At 55.4% G+C, this 15,994-nt stretch carries 13 protein-coding genes; 5 read left to right on the top strand and 8 right to left on the bottom strand.

Features of this window, described 5'->3' with window-relative positions; genetic code table 11:
* Nucleotides 1-54: 54 nt before the first annotated feature.
* The 3 genes from ABJL60_RS04675 to ABJL60_RS04665 form a co-directional block, all read right to left on the bottom strand.
* A complete protein-coding gene (locus ABJL60_RS04675; protein ID WP_348285536.1) occupies nucleotides 55-2,607 on the bottom strand; it encodes a PBP1A family penicillin-binding protein in 2,553 nt (850 codons plus the stop codon).
* Between the two features lie 116 nt (nucleotides 2,608-2,723).
* On the bottom strand, nucleotides 2,724-3,938 hold the full coding sequence (locus tag ABJL60_RS04670) for an N-acetylmuramoyl-L-alanine amidase (RefSeq protein ID WP_348375048.1): 1,215 nt from the start codon (nucleotides 3,936-3,938) through the stop codon (nucleotides 2,724-2,726).
* Nucleotides 3,939-3,988: 50 nt separating this feature from the next.
* Entirely contained in the window at nucleotides 3,989-5,140 is a 1,152-nt protein-coding gene (locus tag ABJL60_RS04665) for an aminotransferase class I/II-fold pyridoxal phosphate-dependent enzyme (protein WP_348375046.1), read from the bottom strand.
* An 82-nt stretch (nucleotides 5,141-5,222) separates the two neighbouring features.
* Here ABJL60_RS04665 and ABJL60_RS04660 point away from each other — a divergent pair, with 82 nt between their 5' ends.
* Both ABJL60_RS04660 and ABJL60_RS04655 read left to right on the top strand, forming a co-directional pair.
* Entirely contained in the window at nucleotides 5,223-6,524 is a 1,302-nt protein-coding gene (locus ABJL60_RS04660; protein WP_348285533.1) for a M48 family metalloprotease, read from the top strand.
* 4 nt (nucleotides 6,525-6,528) lie between these two features.
* Nucleotides 6,529-7,278 carry a DsbA family protein gene (locus tag ABJL60_RS04655; RefSeq protein ID WP_348285532.1) on the top strand — a complete coding sequence of 250 codons (750 nt, stop codon included), beginning with the start codon at nucleotides 6,529-6,531 and terminating at the stop codon, nucleotides 7,276-7,278.
* A 33-nt stretch (nucleotides 7,279-7,311) separates the two neighbouring features.
* Here the strand turns inward: ABJL60_RS04655 and ABJL60_RS04650 are convergent, their stop codons facing one another.
* From ABJL60_RS04650 to hemA, 4 genes are all read right to left on the bottom strand, one after another.
* Nucleotides 7,312-8,598 carry an ATP-binding protein gene (locus ABJL60_RS04650; protein WP_348375044.1) on the bottom strand — a complete coding sequence of 429 codons (1,287 nt, stop codon included), beginning with the start codon at nucleotides 8,596-8,598 and terminating at the stop codon, nucleotides 7,312-7,314.
* A 45-nt stretch (nucleotides 8,599-8,643) separates the two neighbouring features.
* Entirely contained in the window at nucleotides 8,644-9,771 is a 1,128-nt protein-coding gene (gene ispG / locus ABJL60_RS04645) for a flavodoxin-dependent (E)-4-hydroxy-3-methylbut-2-enyl-diphosphate synthase (protein WP_348285530.1), read from the bottom strand.
* Nucleotides 9,772-9,847: 76 nt separating this feature from the next.
* Nucleotides 9,848-11,083 (bottom strand): RodZ domain-containing protein, encoded by a 1,236-nt coding sequence (locus ABJL60_RS04640; RefSeq protein ID WP_348375042.1) that lies wholly within the window; start codon nucleotides 11,081-11,083, stop codon nucleotides 9,848-9,850.
* A gap of 135 nt (nucleotides 11,084-11,218) precedes the next feature.
* On the bottom strand, nucleotides 11,219-12,442 hold the full coding sequence (gene hemA, locus ABJL60_RS04635) for a 5-aminolevulinate synthase (RefSeq protein ID WP_348375365.1): 1,224 nt from the start codon (nucleotides 12,440-12,442) through the stop codon (nucleotides 11,219-11,221).
* A gap of 239 nt (nucleotides 12,443-12,681) precedes the next feature.
* Here hemA and ABJL60_RS04630 point away from each other — a divergent pair, with 239 nt between their 5' ends.
* From ABJL60_RS04630 to ABJL60_RS04620, 3 genes are all read left to right on the top strand, one after another.
* Nucleotides 12,682-14,058 carry a M20/M25/M40 family metallo-hydrolase gene (locus ABJL60_RS04630; RefSeq protein ID WP_348375041.1) on the top strand — a complete coding sequence of 459 codons (1,377 nt, stop codon included), beginning with the start codon at nucleotides 12,682-12,684 and terminating at the stop codon, nucleotides 14,056-14,058.
* Nucleotides 14,059-14,068: 10 nt separating this feature from the next.
* On the top strand, nucleotides 14,069-14,953 hold the full coding sequence (locus ABJL60_RS04625) for an alpha/beta hydrolase (RefSeq protein WP_348375039.1): 885 nt from the start codon (nucleotides 14,069-14,071) through the stop codon (nucleotides 14,951-14,953).
* Between the two features lie 73 nt (nucleotides 14,954-15,026).
* Nucleotides 15,027-15,212 (top strand): hypothetical protein, encoded by a 186-nt coding sequence (locus ABJL60_RS04620; RefSeq protein WP_348285525.1) that lies wholly within the window; start codon nucleotides 15,027-15,029, stop codon nucleotides 15,210-15,212.
* Between the two features lie 36 nt (nucleotides 15,213-15,248).
* Here ABJL60_RS04620 and ABJL60_RS04615 read toward each other — a convergent pair whose 3' ends face one another.
* Nucleotides 15,249-15,992: an RlmE family RNA methyltransferase gene (locus ABJL60_RS04615; protein WP_108828616.1), complete on the bottom strand. Its 744-nt coding sequence runs from the start codon at nucleotides 15,990-15,992 to the stop codon at nucleotides 15,249-15,251.
* Nucleotides 15,993-15,994 lie beyond the last annotated feature (2 nt).

Here is a 15,994-nt window from a genome sequence, read left to right as displayed (position 1 = left end):
GTGATAGACCACCGTGCGCCCATGGGCAAGCGACGGGGCAAGCGGTGGCGCTTGTTAATACAATCCACCGGAACTGAGCGTGCCGAAGCTGGCTTTTCCCCCCACCACGGCTTTCTTACCTGTCGAGGTCGTGACCTGCTTGGACGTCCGCTGCACTTCTTCCACCAATGGCAGATCACCGCCCATCGCAAAGCCACCATCAAAGGACACACCAAAGGTCGGCTCTTCACCGTCACGGAAGTATTCCGCAACCACGTTAGGGCCAGACGCGCCATCCCCAAGACGTGCGCCGGTGAAGCGGTCGATGTTGATAAAGTGTCCCCCAGGCGGGACATCAAACGGGCCGCCACCATATTTCTTGGTCGCTTCTTTCATAAACTCCTGAAAGACGGGTCCGCACATGCCGCCCCCCGATGCGCCGCGTCCCATAGATCGCGGTTGGTCATACCCGATGTAGCACCCTGCAACGATGTTGCTGGTGAACCCAACAAACCACACATCTTTGGAATCGTTGGTTGTGCCGGTTTTGCCTGCTGTGGGCACTGGCAGTTTTACCGCTTTGCGCGCCGTTCCGCGGTCGACAACGCCGCGCATCATCGACGTCAATTGGTAGGCCGTGATGGGGTCCATAACCCGTTCGCGGTCTGACAGGATTTGCGGTGCAAACCCCGGATCAAGGCTGGCAATACGGCAGTCATCACAGGTGCGTTCATCGTGACGGTACACAGTTTTGCCATAGCGGTCCTGAACGCGGTCCACCAAAGTCGGGCGCACCCGTTCGCCGCCATTGGCAAACATCGCATAGGCCGCAACCATTTGGTAAAGCGTGGTTTCTTCAGATCCCAAAGCATTTGCAAGAAACCGTCCCAGCTGGTCGTAAACACCAAAGCTTTCGGCATAGGCTGCGACGGTGTCCATGCCCACTTCTTCCGCCAAACGAATTGTCATCAAGTTTCGTGACTGTTCAATCCCTGTGCGCAAAGGTGTCGGCCCGTAAAACTTGTTAGAGGCGTTCTTGGGGCGCCACAGCCCTTGTGGCGTGTTGATTTCAATCGGCGCGTCGACCACGATCGTGGCGGGCGTGTACCCGCTGTCGAGCGCTGCCGCGTAGACAAACGGTTTGAAAGACGAACCCGGCTGGCGTTTGGCCTGCGTCGCGCGGTTAAAAACCGAATGTTGGTAGCTGAACCCGCCTTGCATGGAAATCACACGGCCCGTGTCCACGTCCATCGCGACAAAACCACCCTGCACTTGCGGAATTTGGCGCAGGGTCCAGCGGATGAATGATCCGTCAGCATCCGCCGTCATGCGGCGCACCAAAACAACATCACCTACTGTCAGCAAGTCACCGGCCACGCGGGCTTTCTTCGCCAAAGAGCCGTCTTCGCGTCGCTTGCGCGCCCATTGCACGTCTTTTGCAGGCACCCAATGCCCGTCTTCGTCCTCTTCCACGCCTTCGATGCCGATACGGGCGTCGTTGTTGCCCACCTCAAGCACCACGGCAGGGTACCACTGGTTTTCCAGATCAACGTCACGCGCCACTTTGACGTCGGACAGGGCAGCGCGCCATGCGGCTTCGTCAGACAATGCATCTTCTGCGATGGATTTTCCCGTGCCACGCCAAACACCCTGCCCCCGGTCAAAACGCTCAAGCTGTTTGCGCAAGGCGTTGGCGGCAATGGGCTGCATTTCGTTGTCGATGGTGGCCCGAACACTCAGGCCACCAGTGAAAAATTCGCCTTCGCCAAAATCACGGGTCAGTTGGCGGCGAATTTCATCGGTGAAGTAGTCGCGCGGCGGCAGTTCCTTTTTGAAGCTGTCAAAGTCGCCGTTTTGCACCGAACGCAAAGGTTGGGCCCGTTCGCTTTCATAGACGGTTTCGGAAATATAGCCGTTCTCCATCATCTCTTTGAGCACAAAATTGCGACGCGATGTCAGGCGGTCTTTGCGGCGCACCGGATGGTAGTCGGATGGCGCTTTGGGCAGACTGGCCAGTGTCGCCGCCTCATGCGGGGTCAATTGGCCGAGGTTCTTGTTGAAATATGTCTGGCTGGCGGCTGCCACGCCGTAACTGTTTTGACCCAGAAAAATCTCGTTCAGGTAAAGTTCCAGAATCTGCTCTTTGTCCAGCGTTTCCTCGATACGGCTGGCCAGAATGATTTCCTTGATCTTGCGCTGTGCTTGACGATCACCAGACAGCAAGAAGTTTTTCATAACCTGCTGGGTGATCGTAGACGCCCCGCGCACGTCGCGACCGCGGGATTTAATCGCGTCAATTGCAGCGGCTGCGATGCCGCGCAAATCGTACCCTTCATGGGTGTAAAAATTCTTGTCTTCGGCGGACACAAATGCCTGTTTGATCAAGTCCGGGATCGTGTCGGCAGGGGCAAACAGGCGGCGTTCCTTGGCGAACTCATCAATGATGCGGCCCTGGCCCGAATAAATACGGCTGATTGTGGGCGGTGTATATTGTGCCAGAGATTCGTGGCTGGGCAAGTCCCGTCCATACATCCAGAACACCGCACCAATGGTTAGGGCCAACATGCCCAAACCCATTGTAATCGTTGTGAAAATACCGCCAAAAAACGATAGAATAAATCGGAACATTGTGCCCGCGCCTCTCTGAGGTTCTGCTCTGGGGTCCACCTATACCGGAGCGCGTGATTTTGGTCAAAACACGAAGTGGTATTCAGACGGCTAAAACCCGCCCATTTGCCGATGTTTTACTGGCGGATCAGCGCCCGTTTCGCCAAATCATCCGCCCGCCAATCCAAGATCGATTGCGCCAATGCATTGATCATCCCCTCGCGCCAGACAGGATCCCGCAAATTTGCCAGATCACGGGGGCTGGACAGGAAACCGACCTCAAGCAAAACGGAAGGAATATCAGCGGACTTCAACACCGAAAACCCGGCGCGGCGCTGCCGAGTTTTGGCAAGTGGTTTTCCCGCCGCTTCCATACCGTCCAACAGTGCCGTGGCCAAAGCGTCGTTGCGCGGATTGGTTTCCTGACGCGCCAAATCAATCAGCACCCCGGCCACGGCATCATCGGCCCCGCTTAAATCAACACCGGCAATAATATCGGCGCGATTGTGTTGCGCGGCCAACTGTGCCGACGCAGCATCAGACGCTTCATCTGCCAGCGTATAAACCGTCGCCCCATGGGCTTGCCCTTGGCTAAGCGCGTCTGCATGAAGCGACAGGAACAGGTCGGCTTTTGCACGGTGCGCCATCCCGACGCGCGCGGGCAAAGAGACAAAAACATCTTCGTTGCGGGTCAAATACACATCCGCCTGCCCCGACCGCGCCAGCGTTTCCGCCAAGCCACGCGCCATGGTCAGCATCAGGTCCTTTTCATTGATCCCATCGCGCACCGCCCCCGGATCAACGCCGCCATGCCCCGGATCAATCACAATCACGAAACGGTCGTCTGCTTTGGCTGCAATCTGCGGCTCTGTTGTGCTGGCTTCCCAGCGTGCGTCGGCTGGTGCACCGGCCTTGGCCGCAAAGTCCTGTTCAGACGCGACTTTCAGCGCGATGCCCAACACAGCTTGCCCTGTTTGCGCATCGACAGGCAATCCAATCTCGCTGGGCAGCATCGGTTCCGCCAGATCAAGCACCAAACGGGACCAGCCCTGCTTGAATGGCCCAAAACGCACCTGCGTGATCCGCCCGGGTTCTTCTAGAATATCGGACGGCTCAACGCCGGCCCAATTGGCATCTTGGAAATCCACAACCAAACGCGGCGGATCGGCCAGATGGAACACGCGAAACGGCACCCCTTGGCTGAGATGCACAGTCAGTTGCGTTTTGCCGAACCATCCGTCTTCTATACTACTTTTGGTGCCATCCACACGGGCCACAGCACTTAGGCTTTGCGCGGCCGCAGGACCACACAGCATCGCAAACACGCAAGTTGCCTTCAGAAAGTTCCACATACCGCTCTGCCTCTGTTGGGCCTTTGGCGCATCTTACGCCAGATTTCACGTCAAGCGAAGCCCCGACGGACCATAAACGCCTGCAATCTGGCCAAACCTTCCGTGATGTCCTGAGAACTACGTGCATATGAAAACCGTAAAGTTTTATGACCACGCACCGGGTCAAAATCCAGTCCCGGTGTGACAGCAACGCCCGCTTCGCTTAAGATGTCGGCTGCAAAGCTGCGGCTGTCTTTGGTGAAATCAGAGACATCCGCATAGACATAAAAAGCGCCATCCGGCGGCGCGAATTTTGCAAATCCCGCCTTTGGCAGCCCATCTAACATCAAGGCGCGGTTGGTTCGGTAAACGTTCATGTTCGCTTCAAGCTCATCTGTGGCATCCATCGCCGCCAATGCAGCGACCTGACTGGCATGCGGCGCACAGATAAACATGTTTTGCGCAATCCGCTCTACCACACGCACGTGATCTTCGGGCACAACCATCCAGCCGATGCGCCAGCCGGTCATGCTGAAATACTTGGAAAAAGAATTGATGACGTAACAGTCATCCGTGATGCTCAAGGCCGTTACAGCTTTGGCTTCATATTCAATACCGTGGTAAATTTCGTCAGAAATCACCGAGGCCCCTTGGGCTTGCGCACCTTCAATCAGCTTTGTCATCGCAGATGTATCAAGCATTGTGCCGCTTGGATTGGCGGGACTTGCAAATAGCAAACCCTGCAAATCACTATTTGCAAAGTCACCTGCAGAGGGTTGCAAGCGGTTTGCAGAAGATGTTTGCAAATCCACCGGCATCAGCCCCAACGCATGTAAAATCTGGCGGTAGCTGGGATACCCTGGCGCCCCGATCCCGACGCGGTCGCCACTGTCAAACAGTGATGTGAAGGCCAGAATGAAGCCGCCCGACGAGCCGGACGTGACAACCACGCGGTTTGGATCCAGATCAATACCGTGCCAATCGCCATACATCTTTGCAATCCGCTGGCGCAGCGCAGGCAGCCCGAGGGCCACAGTATATCCCAAAGGTCCATCATCCATCGCCTGCGCCAAAGCGCGCGTTGCAGCTTTGGGCGCACCGGTTCCGGGCTGGCCCACTTCCATATGGATAATGTGGCGGCCTTCCGCTTCTGCACGCCGCGCAGCCTCCATAACATCCATCACAATAAAGGGATCGACGTTTGAGCGGGTTGAAACTCTCATGATATTCCTTCCTAGTGTGTCCATGTCCTTTCACAGCGTCCTTGCACACCCGTCAACACCTGCCCGCCTGATTGGCCGGACAATGGCTTTGTTTTTTGCGATGTGTCTGGCGGTTCTTCCCGCATCCGCCACAAGCCTGCTGCGCGATGCCGACATCGAATACGGCCTGAAGCAAATCGCAACGCCTATTTTGCAAGCCGCGGGGCTAAGCCCGCATAGGGTGAAAATCCTGATTGTTAACGATTCCACGTTGAACGCATTTGTCGTGAACAACAGTGCGATTTTCATCCACTCGGGCCTTATCAACAAAATGACAAACGCCGAAATGCTGCAAGGCGTGATTGCGCATGAGGCGGCCCATATCACAAACGGGCACATCACACGCCGCATCACCAATTTGGGCGCCTCACGCACAGCTGCCGGTTTGGGTTTGGCACTGGCCGCCGTCGCTGCAGCCGCCGGTGGGGCCGAAGCCGCCACAGGCATCGCGTTGGGGACACAAAGTGCGGCACAACGCGCCTTTTTAAGCCACACGCGCGCCGAAGAAGCATCCGCAGACCAAACGGGCGTTCGCTACATGCGCAGCGCTGGCGTCAATCCCAAAGGGCTATTGGACACTTTGGATATCTTCCGGGGCAAGGAGCTCTTGAGCGCGTCGCGTCAGGACCCGTACCTGCGCAGCCACCCTTTGTCGCGTGACCGTATTCGTGCTTTGGAAGCCTATGTTGCAGCCAACAAAACCACAACCAAAGACCAGAATGCCAGCTATTGGTTTTCGCGGGTCAAAGGTAAACTTACCGCCTTTCAACGCGCCCCGAAATGGACACTGCGCCGAGCGGGTGAAAGCGGTTACGCGGATGTGAAGCTGATGCGTCAGGCTGTGGCGTACCACCGGACCTCCAAAACCAAAAAAGCTGTGAAAACGATCAATCAAGCGATTGCACAACGGCCGAAAGATGCATTTTTGTATGACCTCAAAGGGCAGATCTTGATGGAATCCCGTCAATTTGCAGCGGCTCAAAACGCTTACGCACAGGCCGTACGTCTCGCCCCGCGTGATGCGCTGATTTTGTCGGGATATGGCCGCGCATTGCTGGTGCGGGGCGACATCAATGCCGCACGTACAACCTTGGAAAAGGCCAGATCAATCGATTTTCGGGACGGCATCATGTTGCGCGATTTGTCCGTGGCTTATGCCAAATCAAAGCAACCCGGCATGGCCGCTTTGGTGACAGCCGAACGCTATGCCCTGACGGGCCGACTGAAAGATGCTGGTATTCACGCCAAACGCGCATCGGATCTATTGCCGCAAGGCAGTGGCCCTTGGCAACGGGCGCAAGATGTGTTGATTGCCACCAAACGCGCCGCAAAAAAACGGAGATAACCCAATGTCCTTGCACCATACTTTGACCGCAGCCGCCGTTGCCGGGCTTTTTGCCATGCCTGCTGCGGCGCTTGATTTGACCAAAATGTCCTCAGAAGAACGTTCCATTTTCCGACAAGAGGTTCGGTCCTATTTGATGGACAACCCGGAAGTGATTATGGAAGCGGTCAATGTACTGGAAGAACGCCAGCAGCAAGCGCAGGTGCAAGCAGACCTGAGCATGGTCACAGACAACGCCGACGAGATTTTCAACGACGGGTTTTCCTATGTTGGCGGCAATCCCGATGGCGACATCACATTGGTTGAATTTCTGGATTATCGCTGCGGGTATTGCAAACGCGCCCACGGCGAAGTGGCCAAGCTTTTGGAAACAGACGGAAACATTCGTCTGATCGTGAAAGAATTCCCAATCCTTGGGGACCAGTCGGTTTTGGCATCGCGGTTTGCGGTGGCCACAAAACAGATTGCTGGTGGCGAAAGCTACAAAGCCCTGAACGATGCATTGATGACTGTGAACGGGGACGTATCGTTGCCGATGTTGCGCCGCTTAGGCACAACTTTGGGCTTGGACACCGCAGCGATCGAAGCCCAAATGGACAGCGCAGACGTGACGCAGGAAATCACCCGTACACGCGCTTTGGCCCAAAAATTGCGCATTACCGGCACGCCGACCTTTGTCGTGCATGATGAAATGCTGCGTGGCTATCTGCCGTACGACCAGATGATGGAAATGATCAAAGAAAAGCGCGGCTGAGGCCCAGCTTTTCCCCCCCTATTCTACAAGATGTCAGGACGTGGGGAAAAACGCAGGAAAATTCAACACCACTTGCGTTCCACGTCCGACCTTTGAGGTCAGATGAAGCTGCCCGCCGGACTGTTCGACAAAGCCCTTGGCCATCGACAAGCCAAGCCCGGATCCCTTACCGACCGGTTTGGTCGTGAAGTAGGGATCAAATACCTGTGGCAAAATACTCGGTTCAATCCCGGTTCCCTTGTCTGCGATTTTTATGCTGAGCGTGCGGTTTTTTAGCGCATAACTGGGTTCGGCGTAGAACTTTATCGTGCCGCCATCGCCCATCGCGTCCCTTGCGTTCAAAATCAAGTTCATCAAGACCGCTTGCAGTTTTGCCAAATCCACATCAATCAACGGGGTTTCCTTAGAGATGTGGAATTCCAAAGTATGCTTTTCGCCCAATAGCCTCATAATAAGCGGTTTCACATCCTTCACAATTTGATCGATGCTTGCAGGCTCGGGCAACAGCTGCGATTTTCTGGAAAACGCCAAAAGTTGACCTGTCAAATCAGCTCCACGCCGCGCGGCCCTTTCCGCTTCGCGCAGAAGTTCTTCACGTTCCGCGACCTCTGTTATCTCGCCGTGTAGTTGTAGATTGCCAATAACAACGGTCAACAAGTTATTGAAATCATGGGCAACCCCACCCACAAGCTGGCCAATTGCCCGTTGTCTGTCGGCTTCTTTTTCGCCACGACGAAGCTGCAACAGCTTCCCACGAAACCTGGCAATCCCGCTGACAGATTGAATATAATACAAAAACAGCGCCAAAAACGAAACGCTGAATACAGTCAACGTCGCGCCGTCGGTGCCGCGCATAAATTCGATCATCAGCATGAACACCCCCGACAGGAAAATCACACAAATATCCATGATCAAGAAATAGCTCTCCACCGCTCTGGGGGAGATCGCATTTAGCATTGCCGCAAACCACAACATCATACCCAATGACTGCGCGATACGTCCGTCAAAGGACCACAGCAAAACCGCGCAGCTGATAAACATGGCGTGTGTGATCAACGACAATATCAACAGGCCAGCCAAATGCCCTTTGCCGACTTTGCGAGGCGCTTGCGCAATGAGACGGAAATACACCGACAACACCACCAGATAGGCTGCCATGATGTACGAAAACAAAGGCGCACTTAACCACCACGTCAATTGCAACGCCAACGGGGTCAATAACGCGATACGCAGCCGCACTTCCATATTCGAAAAACTGTCAATGATTTTGACGCCCGACAAATCGTATCGCCTTCGGTCTTGCACTGCAGTGTTCTTCAAATTGTGGTCCAATCCCTGTGGTCTAAGTTGCGGATCGCCCGTCTGTTATTCTGCTGCCGTATCCAGTGCAGCCTGCTCAATTGCGGCGGCTTTGGTTTCGACTTGTTCGACAATATGCTCGATCATTGCGTCATTGCCCAGCTTATGGCTTTGTTTGCCGGCAAGATAGACCATTCCGGCACCATTGCCGCCGCCCGTAAACCCGACATCTGTCATCAAAGCTTCGCCCGGCCCGTTCACAACGCAACCGATGATCGACAAAGACATAGGCGTTTTGATATGCGCCAATCGGTCTTCCAAAATCTCGACGGTTTTGATGACGTCAAACCCCTGACGCGCACAAGACGGACAACTGATAATGTTCACACCGCGATGCCGCAGTCCCAGCGATTTAAGAATTTCATATCCAACTTTTACCTCTTCCACGGGGTCCGCAGACAGCGACACACGGATCGTGTCGCCGATCCCCATCCATAACAGGTTGCCCAAACCGATAGCAGATTTGATGGTGCCAGATGTCAGCCCCCCCGCTTCTGTAATGCCAAGGTGGATCGGCGCATCGGTGGCTTCCGCCAGTTGTTGGTAGGCGGCCGCAGCCATGAACACGTCCGAGGCCTTGCAACTGATTTTGAAATTGTGAAAGTCGTTGTCTTGCAGGATTTTGATGTGATCCAGACCACTTTCGACCATCGCATCCGGGCAAGGTTCGCCGTATTTGTCCAACAAATGTTTCTCAAGCGATCCTGCGTTGACGCCGATACGGATCGAACAGTTGTGGTCGCGCGCGGCTTTGATCACCTCTTTTACACGCTTTTCATCGCCGATGTTGCCTGGATTGATGCGCAGACATGCGGCCCCTGCCTCAGCGGCTTCAATCCCGCGTTTATAGTGAAAATGGATGTCCGCCACCAAAGGCACGGGCGATTCACGCACAATTTCTTTCATCGCCTGGGATGACGCTTCGTCGGGCACTGAAACACGCACAATGTCTGCGCCAGCCTCGGCCGCTGCCTGAATTTGGGCAATCGTCGCTTTGGCATCCGTAGTCAAAGTGTTGGTCATCGTCTGCACAGTGATTGGGGCGTCGCCCCCCACAGGCACATTGCCCACCATGATCTGCCGACTTTTGCGACGGTAAATATTGCGCCAAGGACGAATGTGGTTCAGCGACATTTCAGTCTCCGCAAGAAGGATAATCTGTAATGTAAGGTAGACAGTTTAGAACACTGTCACAAGGACCCGCAGCAGATTAGTCCGTGCCGTTTTCGCCTTGCGTCAACTCAAGCGCTTTGGCGTCCGCATACTGTGTCAGCCCTGCGTCAGTTTGCAAATCGGCTGGCACATAGTTTTGTTTCAGCTCGGCCACATCCAGCGGCAGATTGGATGTTACAGACCCGTTGGGTCCAACAGGGCCATAGAATTTATTGTCCATAGCAAAGTAGATCGCACCGCTTTCGCCCGTTCGCAAAGTGGGGGGTTCTTCGGTGGCTGGCGCGTTCCATGTGTCGCCTGCCTGCATGGTGGATTCGAAGATGATGGTGCCATCAGCAGCCCGCACACGCACCCAAGATGGGCGCACTGCAACCATTTGCAACGCAGGTGCTGGGCCTTCAACAACCTGCGGCACATTCAAGCTGCCCGTCAAAGAACCGGACGACGCAGTCGCGTCATTGATACCAGCCACGACAACACTGTCAGGCGATGGAGAGGTGAAACTGCCAATCGAGCTGGGATCGATGTTTGCAATGGGCGCATCGCGCGCAATCAAAACCGGCACGTCCAACGCCTGAGGCCGATACAAGCGGTCCAGCACATCACCACGCGGATTTTCCGAAAGCTGTGGCGCGGCAGGGTTCACTTCAGCGCTGGGTGCCGAAACGGCATCATCCAATGGGTCAAGGTCGGCCAAAACGATAGGCGTTTGATCCACAGGGGCCACTTGCACACGTTGCACTTCTTGCAACACGGAGTAGCCACCAAACCCGATGGCCCCGATCAGGGCGATCAGAACAAGCGACGACCCGATGGCACCCGGTTCAACCCGGTTCCAAATGCTTTCACCAGTCGGGATAAAAGGTGTTGCAGGTTTCGCAAAAATATCAGCGCTGCGGCCACTGTTCAGGCGATCTTCGCGGGACGGTTTTTTGACAACAGAAGCCTCTGCCGACATGCCGTGCGCTACAGAAAATCCGCTCTCGGTGCAAAACACCGCAAAGGCCCGGTCCGGATCCATATCCAGATACCGCGCATATGACCGCACGTAGCCGGCGATAAAACCGGGCGTGTCGAACGCTTCCGGATCGCAGTTTTCAATGGCAGCGATGTAGCTTGCTTTGATGCGCAGTTCGCGTTGCACGTCCAACAGGCTTTTGCCCATCGTGGCGCGTTCGCCGCGCATCATATCGCCAAGGCGCAGTTCGAAATCGTCAAACCCTTTTGGTTCAACGTTTTCTTCAATGATCTTGGGTTGCTTTCGCCCGATCATAGTTGGTGCGCCCCGTCTTCCATATCTGCACTGCTCTTAGGCCTTAAAGTCCGCCATCCCCTAGGCGATTCGACTTTCGACCCGTTGTTAGCAGCACCTTAGCATAGCGCCAATTGAAATGCACCCTATGGGGAATTATGCCGTTAGTTCGGCACGATTCAGCGCACAATGTGACCATAAACCATCCATTGCAGTCACAAGCGCATCCATTTCGGGAGCACCGTGTACTGGTGACGGCGTAAAGCGCAACCGTTCAGTGCCACGCGGTACCGTCGGAAAATTGATGGGCTGGACGTAAATGCCATAATCTTGCAACAACATATCACTTAGAATCTGCGTGTGCACAGGGTTGCCCACCATCACAGGTACAATGTGGCTTCCGTGATCAATGATGGGCAATCCAAGGCCCTTCAATCGAAGTTTCAGAATTTTGGCTTGTGTCTGTTGTTGTTCCCGCAGTTCAGGCGCAGTTTTCAAAAACGCGACAGAGGCCGCAGCACCCGCGGCAACGGCTGGCGGCAAAGACGTGGTAAAGATGAAGCCCGGCGCGTAAGATCTTATGGCGTCACACATTTTCTCGGATGCCGCAATGTATCCGCCCATCACGCCGTATGCTTTGGCTAGGGTGCCATTGATAATGTCCAACCGATGCATCAAGCGATCGCGCTCCGCAACCCCCGCGCCACGTGGCCCGTACATGCCTACGGCGTGCACTTCGTCAATATACGTCAGTGCCCCGAATTCATCCGCCAGATCGCAGATCGCTTCGATGGGGCCAAAATCGCCATCCATCGAATATATCGATTCAAAGGCAATGATCTTGGGGGCCGCGGGATCATCAGCAGCCAGAAGCTCACGCAGGTGTTCTACATCATTGTGCCGGAAAATACGCTTTGACCCCCCGTTGCGCCGCACACCTTCGATCATAGAGGCGTGGTTCAACGCATCAGAGTAGATGATGAGACCCGGAAACAGCTTTGGCAAAGTGCTAAGTGTCGCGTCGTTGGCGATATAGGCCGAGGTAAACAGCAGCGCGGTTTCCTTGCCATGCAAATCCGCCAGTTCGGCCTCTAGGCGCTTGTGGTACACTGTCGTGCCGGAAATATTGCGCGTCCCGCCAGACCCTGCGCCCGTGGCTTCGATGGCTTCATGCATCGCATCCAGAACAACAGGATGCTGGCCCATGCCCAAATAGTCGTTGCCGCACCACACTGTGATGTCTTTTTTGTCGCCCTCTGGCGTTGTCCAAACCGCATGGGGAAACTGGCCGTTCTGGCGTTCAATATCGATAAACGTGCGGTAGCGTCCCTCTTCGTGTAGGCGCCCAATCGCTTCATCTAGCTTTGCAGTATAGTCCAAACCGGTCACTCCGTCGTCTTAAGGTGTTGTAATGGCTTTGATAAAAATACGTCTGATTAAATATATGTCATACTTAGAATGAATTTAGATTCTGCGCCAGCACTTCGACCACCTAAATTATGCGCACCTTGTCGCATCTGCAAAACACATGTACGTCATGACGCCGATAGGAAACGGGCTGGACAGTCGGCTTGGCCTGCGTAACGTGGCACCAACACACAATTATCCGGAGCCTCCCCATGTCCCTTGATGCCGTTCTTGCCAAAATCGACACTGATCTGCCTGACGCCACTGAGCGCCTCAAAGAGCTGTTGCGCATCCCGTCTATTTCCACCGATCCCGCCTACGCGCAACATTGCCAAACGGCTGCCGATTGGCTGGTTGCGGATCTGGCGCGTCTGGGTGTGCCTGCGCAAAAACGCGAAACCCCCGGTCATCCGATGGTTGTGGGCCACATCAACGAAGACAGCGACGGGCCGCATTTGCTGTTCTATGGCCATTATGATGTGCAACCTGTCGATCCCTTGGACTTATGGGACAATGATCCGTTTGATCCGCAGGTTGAAGACACCGCCAAGGGTCCGGTCATTCGCGGTCGCGGCTCTGCCGACGACAAAGGGCAATTGATGACGTTTCTGGAAGCCTGCCGCGCCTGGATTCATGTGCATGGTGCCCTGCCCTGCCGCATCACCTTTTTCTTTGAGGGCGAAGAGGAAAGCGGATCGCCCAGCCTTGTGCCCTTCATGAAAGATAACGCCGACGAATTGCGGGCCGACATCGCGCTGATCTGCGATACAGGACTGTTCGAAAGCAAAACACCCGCCATCGTGACCATGCTGCGCGGGCTTCTGGGCGAGGAATTCACCATCCAGGGCCCCGACATCGATCTGCATTCCGGCATGTATGGCGGCATTTCCATCAACCCGATCCGCGTCATGGGCAAGGTTATTGCCGGTTTGCACGACGATGAGGGGCGCATCACCGTTCCGCATTTCTACGACGGTGTGGCAGAGCTTTCCGATGAAATGGAAGCCCAGTGGCAAGGCTTGGCCTTTGATCATGCGCATTTTCTGGGCGAAGTGGGGCTGAGCCATCCTGCAGGCGAACAGGACCGCACACCATTGGAAATGATCTGGTCACGCCCCACCTGCGAAGTGAACGGAATTTGGGGCGGCTACACCGGTGATGGCTTCAAAACCGTCCTGCCCGCGCAGGCCCATGCCAAGATCAGTTTCCGCCTTGTCGGTGATCAGGACCCTGACGCCATTCGCACCAATTTCCGCGCTTATGTGCAAAGCATGTTGCCCGAAGACTGCACCGTGGACTTCAAAGGCCACAGCTCGGGTGCTGCATCGGCCACGGAAACCACCGATCCGATGTTTGAAAAGGCCCGTCAGGCGCTGTCGACCGAATGGGGGGTGCCTGCGGCTTATGTGGGCTGCGGCGGCTCGATCCCGATTGCAGGTCATTTCCAGAACATTCTGGACACAACGCCCATGCTGATCGGCTTTGGCAAGGATGATGACGCGCTGCATTCCCCGAATGAAAAATACGACATGGAGAGCTTTCACAAAGGCATCCGCAGTTGGGCACGTATCCTTGATGCGCTGACATAAAGGGCAGATCATGATTGACGGGTTTGAAAACGGCACAGCCCAGCTTGGCGACCAGACGATAGCGTACAGCATAGGCGGGTCCGGCCCTGCCTTGTTGTTGCTACACGGCTTTCCACAAACCCGCGCAATGTGGCGACAGGTGGCACCGGCGCTTGCACAACATTTCACCGTCGTTGCAGCCGATTTGCGCGGCTACGGCGACAGCGCGGCGCCGGAAGGCATGGAAAACTACAGCTTCCGTGCAATGGCGGCAGATCAAACGGCACTTATGGCCCATTTGGGGTACGACAGCTTCCATCTTGTGGGGCATGATCGTGGTGCGCGCACCGCGCATAGGCTGACACTGGATGCCCCCGAAGCTGTCAAAAGCCTGACAGTGATGGACATCATCCCAACGCATACACTGTTAAACGATCTGCAACAAAACGTGGCACGGGCCTATTATCATTGGTTTTTTCTGGCGCAGCCCGCGCCATTTCCAGAAAACCTAATCGCATCCGACCCCGACACCTACTACCAAACCGCCTTGACGGCTTGGGGGGCAACACCGCTTGACGCTTTTGATCCCGTCGCACTGGACCACTACCGCAATGCGTGGCGCAAACCGGAAGTGATCCATGCCACATGCAACGATTACCGCGCGGCCATTGACGTGGATTTTGCATTGGATGCGGCCGATCTGGGGCGCGAAATTACCTGCCCTGCTTTGGTGCTTTATGGCGCAGACGGCATTATGGGCAAGCTGTATGATGTGCCAGCCACATGGGCGGACCGCCTGACGCACATGCAAAGCGCAGGCCTGCCTGGCGGGCATTTCTTTGTGGACGAACATCCCGCAGGCACCAGACAGGCCTTGTTGGATTTCTTGTTGTCAGACACTGTTGTCGGGCTTTGAATAACCTTGGATGCGCCCCACCATTGGCGCAATCTTCGCGCATGGTTTTGTGACTGAAACACAGGACAATCTTATGTCACGACATCTTCATGACCCCAAGGACCCGCGCCATTCGCGGCTGTTTGAGCTGTTTCGCCAAGGCGAACGTGCCGCTGACGTCGTGGCCCCTGCCCGCAAATTGACGTTTCGCAAAGCGACACCTGAAGAGGTGGAGATGATCAAGCTGACTGCCGCGAAAACGCTACAGCGCCCCAACTAGGCCCTGCTGCCCGTCACATCACCATCGACTTGTGCTTTAGCCTTTGAACCCGGTCGCCACGACAAACTTTTCAGAGCTGTCGGACCGCGATGAAGGTGGCTTGAAATTCGCCACTTTCTTAAAGCGTTGCTTCAGCAACTTTTGCAAATCGCCCTCAGCCCCCCCGGCCAGAACTTTGGCGACAAATGTGCCGCCCTCTTCCAGAACGTCAAAAGCAAAATACGCAGCAGCCTCACACAGGGCAATGATGCGCATGTGATCGGTTTGCTTGTGACCGGAACTGGAGGCCGCCATATCGGACATCACAACATCCGCCTGCCCACCCAGCCAGTCCTTGACCTTCAGATCGGCATCGTCTTCCATAAAGTCCAATTGATGCAAAGTGCAGCCTGCAATCGGTTCCATTTCTTGCAGATCCACGCCCAAAATTGTGCCAACAGCTTTGCCTGATCGCTCGTCCAGCGCATTGACGCGTTTGACCGCCACCTGACACCAACCGCCCGGCGCACAGCCCAAATCAACCACCCGCGCCCCCGGCACCAAAAAGCGGTACTTGTCGTCCAGCTCCATGATCTTGAACGCGGCCCGTCCGCGATACCCTTCGGCGCGGGCGCGTTTGACATAAGGGTCGTTCAACTGGCGCTGTAACCAGCGGGTCGAACTGGTTGTGCGCCCGCGGGCCGATTTGACCTTTACTTTCAGATCACGCTGTCCGCGCCCCGAGGTGTTCTTGCCCGTAGGCGTCTTGCCACTGCCTGATGGTCCGGGTTTCTTAGCCATGC

The organism is Ascidiaceihabitans sp. (assembly GCF_039986515.1).
GTDB lineage: Bacteria > Pseudomonadota > Alphaproteobacteria > Rhodobacterales > Rhodobacteraceae > Ascidiaceihabitans.
This window is presented reverse-complemented; position numbering and strand designations above follow the sequence as displayed.